Origin of the sequence: Acinetobacter sp. CFCC 10889 (assembly GCF_003268395.1) — a bacterium.
Taxonomy (GTDB): Bacteria; Pseudomonadota; Gammaproteobacteria; order Pseudomonadales; family Moraxellaceae; genus Acinetobacter.
The window spans coordinates 1-6,181 of sequence record NZ_LQXQ01000100.1 but is presented as its reverse complement, the minus strand read 5'-3'; the positions used below and the strand labels follow the sequence as shown (position 1 = coordinate 6,181).

3 protein-coding genes, 2 pseudogenes and 1 other annotated feature are annotated in these 6,181 nt (G+C 40.5%); of the genes and pseudogenes, 3 read left to right on the top strand and 2 right to left on the bottom strand.

Annotated elements, in window-relative coordinates; all coding sequences use genetic code 11:
- Both AVJ19_RS20110 and AVJ19_RS20105 read left to right on the top strand, forming a co-directional pair.
- Positions 1-634 (top strand): response regulator (locus tag AVJ19_RS20110; protein ID WP_111861318.1); only part of this gene is annotated, 634 nt, incomplete at its 5' end.
- Positions 634-1,989 carry an ATP-binding protein gene (locus AVJ19_RS20105; RefSeq protein WP_111861317.1) on the top strand — a complete coding sequence of 452 codons (1,356 nt, stop codon included), beginning with the start codon at positions 634-636 and terminating at the stop codon, positions 1,987-1,989. The genes AVJ19_RS20110 and AVJ19_RS20105, both read left to right, overlap by 1 nt.
- Positions 1,990-2,268: 279 nt before the next feature.
- On the opposite strand, the pseudogene AVJ19_RS20100 reads toward AVJ19_RS20105, so the two are convergent.
- Positions 2,269-3,502, bottom strand: a pseudogene (locus AVJ19_RS20100) (IS3 family transposase).
- Positions 3,111-3,227, bottom strand: a sequence feature (AL1L pseudoknot). (Overlaps the previous pseudogene by 117 nt.)
- Before the next feature lie 1,280 nt (positions 3,503-4,782).
- Positions 4,783-5,272 (bottom strand): annotated as a pseudogene (locus AVJ19_RS20090) (IS66 family transposase); the annotation flags it as partial.
- A 372-nt stretch (positions 5,273-5,644) separates the two neighbouring features.
- On the opposite strand from AVJ19_RS20090, the gene AVJ19_RS20085 reads away from it, so the two are divergent.
- Positions 5,645-6,181, top strand: a 537-nt coding sequence (locus AVJ19_RS20085) for a BapA/Bap/LapF family prefix-like domain-containing protein (RefSeq protein ID WP_162626670.1), incomplete at its 3' end; no start/stop codon positions are given.

Below are 6,181 nucleotides of genomic sequence, written 5' to 3'. Positions count from 1 at the left end.
CTTACTGGCTAAGGCGACAGCACGGGGCTTAGACCAAGCGAATTTTGTTGTTGATATCGCCACCACAGCAGAACAAGCCTATCATTTTTTGGCGAGTTATGATTATCAGTTTATTTTGCTTGATTTAGGTTTGCCAGACAGGAATGGATTGGAAATTTTAAAGTCACTGCGTCGTAAAAAGAATAAAGTAGGCGTTATTATTTTGACTGCTCAGGATAAAATTCAGGAGCGAATTTCCGGTTTAGATGCTGGGGCAGATGATTTTGTAGTTAAACCCTATGATTTGTATGAAGTTATTGCACGGATTCAAGCAGTATTACGCCGTATTTCAGGAGAAGTGAGTGATTTGATTCAGATTGGCAATATTGCGGTTAATAAAGCGACTAAACAGGTACTGAGAGATCACACTGAAGTTGAATTAACCCCGAAAGAGTTTCACTTGCTAGAACTATTTATCCTTAACCGTGGCCGGATCATTTCACGGGAGAGTATAGAAAACTCATTTTATGCCTATGATGCAGATGTGAGCAGTAATGTGATACAGGTTTATATTCATAATTTACGGCGTAAGCTGGGAAAAAATATCGTGCGCACTGTACAAAGCTTTGGATATATTATGGATGAAAATTATTAATGGCCAATTTCATTCGCAGTTATTCACTGACCAGACGTCTATCATTTATTTTAATGGTCATCACCGCCAGTGTCTGGGTGGGTAGTTTAGGTTGTATTTACTGGGGAATGCAGCGTACCGCGAACAATATTTTTGATAAATCACTGGCTGAAACAGCCCATGCTTTACTTTCGACTACTTCAAGTTCACTGGCGGGGCAAATCCCGGATCATACGGTCATCGAGAAAGCTCAAGGGGAGCATTATAATCAGATTATTTTCCAGATCTGGCATCGTAATGGCAAGTTGATTTATCGTTCGGTTGGCGTTGGCACACATCCGTTTGTCCAGCAAGCCAACTTTGGCTGGATTCAGATTCGTAATAAAACCTATCGCAGTTATTCGGTTTGGGACAGCACCCACACTATACAAGTACAAATTGCACAGGTTTGGACGATCCGTCAGGATATCCAGAGAGATATGTTGTTATTTTTAATAGGGATTTCAGCATTTTTTTTACCATTACTGTCCTGGCTGATTTTACAGACCATACGCAGCCATCTTTCCACTGTGTTCAGCATCAGTCAAAACTTGGAAAAGCAGTCGATTGAGCATTTAAAACCTATTAATCCTGTCGTACCCAAAGAAATCGAACCTTTGGTGAATTCATTAAATACATTATTGAGTGAAATTGCAGAAAGTTTGCAACGTGAAAAACGTTTCACCTCAAATGCAGCTCATGAGTTACGTACACCTCTAGCTGCGATCCGCCTGCATGCACAAGTTTTGCAGAGCGCACGTTCTACCGAGGAGGCGCGAGAAGCAGCTGAGGACATCATGATTGGCATTGATAAAACCTCGCGAATGATTACACAGTTACTAACCTTAGCCCGGATTGAACCCAATGCTCATCAAATTCAAGGCTCGGTCGATCTCGTTAATGTGATTCAAAGTACTCTTTCGATGATGGATTTTCAGCTTTGTCAAAAAAAAGTTGACTTACAGTTACAACTGGAGTCAGCTCTAGTTATGGCTCAACCTGAGCAATTGGAAATTATGCTCCGTAATCTTTTAGAGAATGCCATCATCTATCGTAGTTATGAACGCCCGTGTGTCATAAAAATCAGTTGTGGCTGTGTTAAAAATTATAGCTTTGTGCAGATTGAGGATAATGGAATTGGTTTGGATGAAGCACAAATACCTCTGATTTTCCAAAGATTCTATAGGGTGAATCAGAACAGTGTCATTATTGGCAGTGGTCTCGGCTTATCGATTGTTAAGCAAATTGTCGATTTATATCACGGAAAAGTTGAGTTACATCGGACAAATGCTATTGGTGGTCTTATGGTTAGGATTGAATTTAACCAGCAGAACTAAATAATGGCGCTATTTACTGGGCTGAGAAGTAGTTTTCAAAATTGAAGATTGGGGTGCCATAACTACTTATGGCTATATAGCGACAGAGGTAAAAAAGCCTACTGTCCTACACTCATATATTGCAGCATAAGTCTGATAAAAGCAGTAATATAACTTATGCCACTTAAAGTGAGGGTGATATTAGAGTCTGTAACTCATTTTGTGTAAGTCCGATTTTTTATAAATGATCATTTAATCAACTGAACCGTACCGGGTTTGTCGGAGACTTTTTTATTTAAGTTAGGCCACCTGACCTAACGGGTTAATCTTATCATAGTACATTGCTTCAAACTCAAAAGGCGACACATAACCCAGTGCACTGTGTACACGCTTTTTATTGAACCAATCTACCCAGTTTAGTGTCGCAAGTTGTACATCTGCTAAACCTTGCCAATCTGCTTTTAAATATTCAATCACCTCTGTTTTGTATAAGCCATTCACCGTTTCAGCCAAAGCATTATCGTATGAATCACCAGTTGTACCGACTGATGCTCGTAAATTTGCTGCTTCTAAACGATTGGTATAGCGAATCGAAAGATATTGCACACCCCTGTCGGAATGATGAATCACATTCTTTGGCATGCCTCGATCGTGCAATGCTTGCTCAAGTGCATCGAGCACCATATCTGTATTCATCCGTGTAGATACTTTCCATCCAACAATTGCTCGTGAGAACACATCAATAATAAAGGCGGTATAGACCCAGCCTGAATGAGTTTGAATATACGTAAAGTCACTGACCTGAGAAGCACTGCTTCGCAAGGGTCAGGTCGATCAGCACTAAAATTACGTTTCACTAAATCATCTGCTCGTTTTTGATCATCTCGGTTGCGGGTAGTTTGTTTGTTCTTACCACGCCAAACACCTTGTATATCTAGCTTCTGCATCAATCGAGCAACTGTACAGCGTGCAATAATATAGCCTTCACGTTTCAGTTTTTGCCAGACTTTACGTACACCATATCGACCTGAACTTTCCTTCCAAATTCGTTTAATTTGTTCAGCATGATGCAAGTCATGTAAATCTCGCTTCGCTCGATGTTCTGGATTGTCCGCGAGATCTAAAGTTCGGTAATAGGTTGAAGCTGCGATCGGTAAAATCCTACAAATCGCATCAACACCATATAAGTCTTTATTGTTATGGATGAAATCCACCATTATTTGTGTGGGCGGTCGAGCTCCGCCTGGGCGAAAAAAGCAGCTGCTTTACGTAGAATTTCATTGGTACGCTTTAATTCTTTGATTTCACGTTCCATCTGCTTCATTTTTTCTTGATCTGATGCCTGTTGTACTTTGATAGGATTTTGTTGATCGAGATGTTTTAAATACCAAATACGCAGTGTTTCAGGAGTACAACCTATCTTAGGCGCAATAGCAGTGATTGCAGCCCAATTCGATGGATAATCTTTTTCGGATTCAATCAATAATTGAACCGCTCTATCTCGGATTTCAGGGGTATATTTTGGTTTTTTCATCGGAACATTCTCTCAGGAAAGTTGGTCTCCGACAAACCCGGTACGGTTCAATTTTTATGTGCCAATCAGTTGCGGCTTAAGTAGTGCAAGAAGGGGTGTATCTGATAGTCGGGTAGTCAGCGCAGTTACCTGCCTTTAAGAATCGTGCATGTAGGTTTCCCAAAACATGGCTCAAGCCTCTTCTAAGGTACCTTCGACACCTGATTATACATCGTTGACATTGGTAAATTGAACACTCCTTGGGCAATGTAGGTGGTAGATCTCAAGATTAGTGACAGCATCTTTTCCACTATGACTTAGCTTTACGATATAGCTGCTGTGGGTGGTACAGGGTTTGTCGGAGACTACTTTTCAGTGCGGCAAAGCACTGTGCTGCAGGATCTGTTGAGTATTGCGGTCTGAGCCCATAAGATCGGAGGTGGTATTCGCGATGGGTTTCAAAGCCAGCAGATGGAGCTCCTGTATGGTGCGGCATTTCATCGTGGGTATCCTGAGAGGTATCATCTGCCATTTTTCTTTGAATAAGAACTCTCCGAAGCAGAAGAGGTGTGTAACCCGTCTTTTCAACAACATTGTCTGACTAATCTTAGTTTGAGGGGGGATTCCAAGTTGCCTTGTCGACCTCCAGCCGTGTTTTTATCTCGGTTTTTAAACACTAGTTTTGCGGCCAAAGCTTTGCTACTAAATGAGTGCGTCAGCAATCATTGCAGAGCTTTCGCGTAAGGTGGTTTCAACCTCTATCTAACCCATTATAGATTGGCATTTGCTTTTTTCTTGTTCCTTTGTCCACATCACCCTAGGAGGGTTTTTACAAACTGCTTTCCTAATGGGATTGATATGAGATTTTTACTTTTCACTTACTGAAGTACATCGGCCTAGGTGTCTGCTGTCGACAGGGAGGTATGTGGAGGCACGAATCTGCAATCGAAAGATGGGATTCCCACTTCCATTACGATTTTTGTTTGAGCGTTAAGCTATTTTTACTCAGTCAACTTAACGATCGTTACGCAGATTTACGTATGTTCACCATGCCGACTATCTAGTTCTTGTTTGGCTATGGCTGCGAAAAGGGTCTACTTCTCAAGATTGATACCCCGCACCATACGGTGCCTCGTTACATTGTTAAAAGCGTTCTTTATTCAGTCTTCTAGATTCGTCCAGTGACACGGGTTGTTTTCCTGCGGGGGATAATTTTATTAAGCGACTTCGTGTCGCACTTCGATTCAATTACTGCCTATTGGTATATTCCCATCATCCAAATAGTGGATTAAGGCTTGTCAGCGTTTTAGACTGTAATTGATCGCTTTTGCTGTAGGCGAACTCTTGGGTGCTTTATTCTGATTTACTTTCAGCCAAGCGTACAGTTGTCGCATGATCGGTTGACTGTCCTGTTGCCTTTGTTGGTCGCGGTGTTTGACACTACAGTTACAATGCGCATGCGCCATGTAACCCACATCGATGACCTGGTCTGATTTAAGGCATGCCTTATAATCACTGTAATCATCACATACCAAATGACCTTGCCAGCTTATCAAGAAATCTTCAGCATGTTGACCTGCCCGACTCAGTTGGAAGTCATAAATGACGGCCTGAATGGGATTGTGTAGTGTAGTGGTATAGTCCCAAACATAACCTTTCTTCGGTTTATTCCTGGCAATCTGCATTACAGTCATTGGTGTTCCATCTGCATGTATAACCTGCTGTTGTAGCACTAGCTGTTTTTTTTAAGGTTTCTGCTAATAGCGCCAGCTTAACCCCGCAGCATCCAATCTGAGCATTGCTCCACAAGGGGTGGGTATGTTTGTGGAATTTAGTCCGTAAAATAGGTGATTTATAAGTGTGCTGCGTAGTGTGTGCAGGCGGTTAATATCATGACTTTAAATTAATCAGCCAAACCGAATCCTGGATCTGTATGCTTATTTGAGTGATTTACTAAGAAGGTATCCAACAAATAAAGCAACTCAGCTAGAAGGATTGTTTCACACCGGTGGAAACCTGAGCCGAATTCAAAATATATATGGGGTTTAGTAGATGGTTGCGAAGAAACATCAAACTGTGAAATTAATTGGCGAAAATTGCTTAAAATAGTTTATAATAACTTATATTTTGCTCAATTTTATAATGTCTTTTAGGTCTAAATAAATGTCAAAAATTATTGTTGTAAATAAAGATACATTAAGCAAATTTGTTCCTGAAAATAATCAGTTATTTCTGAATGATGCATCAATTATTCATCTTAGTCTGCACGAAGAGGATGTGCAGGAATTTGTAAAAGAAGGCAATAATTTAATTTTAAAATTAAAGAATGGCGAAACCATCATAATTGAGAATTTTTTTGTAGAATATGAAGATAAACAAGTATCAGATCTAGTTTTTGAAGATAATGAATGTGGATTTTTATGGTTTGACTGGAATGGTGGTGTACCTTTATTTAAAGAAATTACAGGATTAGAGGCTTTGTTGCCTGTTGTATCGGGTAGTAGTTCACTTTTACCATGGATTATAGGTGGAGGAGCTATCATAGGTGGTATTATTGCCGGACAAAATAGTGATGATAAACATCAACAAGATAAAGATACGATTTCCCCACAGGCTCCCATAGTTATCTTGACCACCGACAGTGGCAGTGACAATAAAGATGGCATCACCAACAAGGGTGACTACACTGTTTCGGGTATC